The sequence below is a fragment of the Phenylobacterium sp. genome, assembly GCF_036501465.1.
Classification (GTDB): Bacteria; Pseudomonadota; Alphaproteobacteria; order Caulobacterales; family Caulobacteraceae; genus Phenylobacterium.
This window is the reverse complement of the sequence record NZ_DASYAF010000123.1, coordinates 1-3,211: the sequence shown is the minus strand read 5'-3', so window position 1 is coordinate 3,211 and position 3,211 is coordinate 1. Positions and strand designations below refer to the sequence as shown.

Sequence of the window (3,211 nt, the reverse complement as noted above, 5' to 3'; positions counted from 1 at the left end):
GCTTACGCGCCGACCCGCCGGCCGGCGACGCCCAGGCGGCCGAGGGCGTGATGCTGAAGCGCTGGGATTCGATCTACGAGGCCGGGCGGCCGAAGGGGCCGTGGTTCAAGTGGAAGCGCGATCCCTATCTGGTCGACGCGGTCCTGATGTACGCCCAGCGCGGCCACGGCAAGCGCTCGAGCTTCTATTCCGACTACACCTTCGGGGTCTGGAACGACGGCGCCCTGACCCCGGTCGGCAAGGCCTATTTCGGCTTCACCGACGAGGAGCTGAAACAGATCGACAAGTTCGTCCGCGACAACACCATCGAGCGGTTCGGGCCGGTGCGCTCGGTGAAGGCCGACCGCGCGTTCGGCCTGGTGCTGGAAGTCGCCTTCGAGGGCCTGCAGCGCTCGCCGCGGCACAAGTCGGGCGTCGCCATGCGCTTTCCGCGCATCAGCCGCATCCGCTGGGACAAGCCGGCGGGAGAGGCCGACGAGCTTTCGACGCTGGAGCGCATGCTGGCCGCCATCGAGGCCGGCCGGGCGCCAAGCCGCGAATGACGCGCCCCGCCCGGTTGCGCTAAGGGAGGATCGTGCCGAGTCCCGCCCAGCCCCTCGCCGCGCTTCCTGAACCGCCGCCCGAGCCGCTGGGCGCGGTGCGCGCCGGCGTCAACGCCATCGTCGGCGGCGGGCCGGACAACTGGCGGATGTTCCTGGAGGCGATCGGCCAGCTTGCCGTCAGCCTGGTCATCGCCGCCCTGATCCTCGGCTTCACGCTCTGGGCGTCGGGATGGGCGGCCAGGCTCACGCGACGCGCGGTCGGCCGCCTGCAGCGCAACGGCGCGCCGGACGCCACCTTGCAGGGCTTCATGGCCTCGCTGGCGCGCTGGATCGTCATCATCGTCGGGCTGATGGCGGTGCTGGAGCAGCTGGGCGTGCGCACCACCTCCATACTGGCGGTGCTGGGCGCGGCCTCGATCGCCATCGGCCTGGCGTTGCAGGGGGCGCTGTCGAACGTGGCCGCCGGGGTGATGATCCTGATCCTGCGCCCCTATCGGGTCGGCGACACGGTGGAGGTGAACGGCAGGATCGGCACGGTCAAGCGGCTGGACCTGTTCATGACCGCGCTGTCCGATCCGGACAATCTCGACATCTACATGCCGAACGGCAAGGTGTTCGGCGACACCATCATCAACTATTCCAGCCCCGCCTATCGCCGGATGGAGCTGCATTTCAGCGTCGACTACGACCACGACCTGGACGCCGCCCGGGCGCTGCTGCTCGGCTGCGCCACGGCCGACCCGCGGCTTATGAACAGGCCCGAGCCCTGGTGCCAGGTCACGGCGCTGTCGGACAGCGCCGTCACCGTCACCCTGCGCGCCTGGGCCAAGCTCGACGACTATTGGGACGCGCGCTTCGACCTGGTTCAGCGCGCCGGCGAAGCCCTGCAGGCCGGCGGGCTGGAACACCCCTATCCGCACCAGACGGCGGTGGCCAAAGCGCCGAGGCGGCCCGCCGCGGCGGCGGCGCCCGAGCCGGCGCCGGCCGGCGCCCACAAGCCGCGCCCGGATGCGAGCCAGGCGCCGTCGCAGGACGGCGGCTGAGGCCCGCCTCGCGGAATGAACCGCGGCTGAACGGCGGTTTTCAGATTGGGTTCAGGCAGCGTGACCGAGACTGGCCGTCTCGACCTTATGCGGCCGTGAAACACCGAGGAGATAGGCAATGCCCAACAGGCTCAAAAACACGCTTCTGATCTCAGGATTGACCGTCGCCCTTGGCGGGGCTTCGGCTGCGTCCGCGGCAATGACCACCCAGGACGCCGTGGCCAACGAACAGGCGGCCCCGGCCAGGCTGGACAACGCCGTCAGCTATGCCGGCGAGGCCGGCCAGTTCGAAAAGACCCAGTTCTTCTGGGGCGGCCGGAACTATTGCTGGTATCCGGGCGGCTGGCAGGGCCCGGGCTATTACTGGTGCGGCTATGCGTGGCGTCGCGGCTACGGCTGGGGCGGCCCGATCGGCTGGCACGGCTGGGGCCGTCCGGGCTGGCATGACGGCGGCCGTTGGAACGGCGGCCGGGGCGACTGGCATGGCGACCGCGGCCGCGGCGACTGGCACGGCGACGGCGGCCACGATCGTGGCCATGACGACGGCGGTCGTGGCGATGGCGGCCATCACCACCACTAACGGCTCCCAAAACCGTCATCCCCCGCTGGAGCCGCTTTAGCGGCGGAATGCGGGGGACCCATGAGCACCGACCAGAGACGGTGATCGTGGGTGGCCCGGACAAGCCGGGTCATGACGGCTGTTGTGGTGGCTCCTTAGGCCTGCAGCGGATTCCACGCCGGCTTGGCGGCGCCGTTCGCCGGGCCCTTGGCCCGGCCGCCGCCGCGACGGCGGTTGCGGTTGGGCTGGCCCTGGCCTTGATGCCCGTTCGGGCGGTGGTTGTGCGGCTTGGCCGAGCGATGCTGGCCGTTCTGCGGCCGCGCCTTGGCCTGCGGCAGTGACTGTTCCGCCGAAGGGCCCGAGGTGGTGGCCGCGGTGACCGCGCCCAGAACCTTGTCGTTGCGCCGGTCGAACGACGCGATGGTCTGGCGGGTCAGCTTCTGGATGTCCTTCAAGAGGCCACGTTCGTCATCGGCGCAGAAGCTGATGGCGATGCCGCCCGCCCCGGCGCGCGCGGTGCGGCCGATACGGTGGACGTAGGCCTCCGGCACCTGCGGCAGTTCGTACTGGATGACGTGGCTGACCGCGTCGACATCGATGCCGCGCGCGGCGATGTCGGTGGCGATCAGGGCGCGCACCTGGCCGGACTTGAACTGGGCCAGCGCCCGTTCGCGTTGCGGCTGGCTCTTGTCGCCGTGGATGGCGGCAGAGGCGACGTCGGCCTGTTCCAGATACTTGGCGACCCGGTCGGCGCCGCGCTTGGTGCGGGTGAAGACCAGGGCGCGGGTGATCGACTTGTCCTCGAACAACTCGGCCAGCAGGGCGCGCTTGCGCGGGCCCTCGATGAACAGCAGGCTCTGTTGCACCTTCTCGACCGTGGTGGCCGCGGGCGCGACGCGCACCTCGACCGGATCGACCAGCAGTTCGCCGGCCAGCTTGCCGATCTCGGCCGGCATGGTGGCCGAGAAGAACAGGTTCTGGCGCTTGCGGCTCATGCCGGAAACGATGCGGCGGATGGGCTGCAGGAAGCCGAGGTCGAGCATCTGGTCGGCCTCGTCCAGCACCAG

Annotated in this window: 3 protein-coding genes and 1 pseudogene; 3 read left to right on the top strand and 1 reads right to left on the bottom strand. The window is 70.2% G+C overall.

From position 1 onward, the window contains the following. From VGL85_RS13100 to VGL85_RS13090, 3 genes and pseudogenes are all read left to right on the top strand, one after another. Nucleotides 1–542, top strand: a pseudogene (locus VGL85_RS13100) (ATP-dependent DNA ligase); the annotation flags it as partial. A 32-nt stretch (nt 543–574) separates the two neighbouring features. Further along, the gene (locus tag VGL85_RS13095; protein ID WP_331589389.1) at nt 575–1,585 is read left to right on the top strand and encodes a mechanosensitive ion channel family protein; all 1,011 of its coding nucleotides are present in this window, start codon (nt 575–577) and stop codon (nt 1,583–1,585) included. Nucleotides 1,586–1,784: 199 nt separating this feature from the next. Continuing rightward, the gene (locus VGL85_RS13090) at nt 1,785–2,165 is read left to right on the top strand and encodes a hypothetical protein (RefSeq protein ID WP_331589388.1); all 381 of its coding nucleotides are present in this window, start codon (nt 1,785–1,787) and stop codon (nt 2,163–2,165) included. A 134-nt stretch (nt 2,166–2,299) separates the two neighbouring features. Here the strand turns inward: VGL85_RS13090 and VGL85_RS13085 are convergent. Then, on the bottom strand, nt 2,300–3,211 hold a 912-nt coding region (locus VGL85_RS13085; RefSeq protein WP_331589387.1), incomplete at its 5' end, for a DEAD/DEAH box helicase.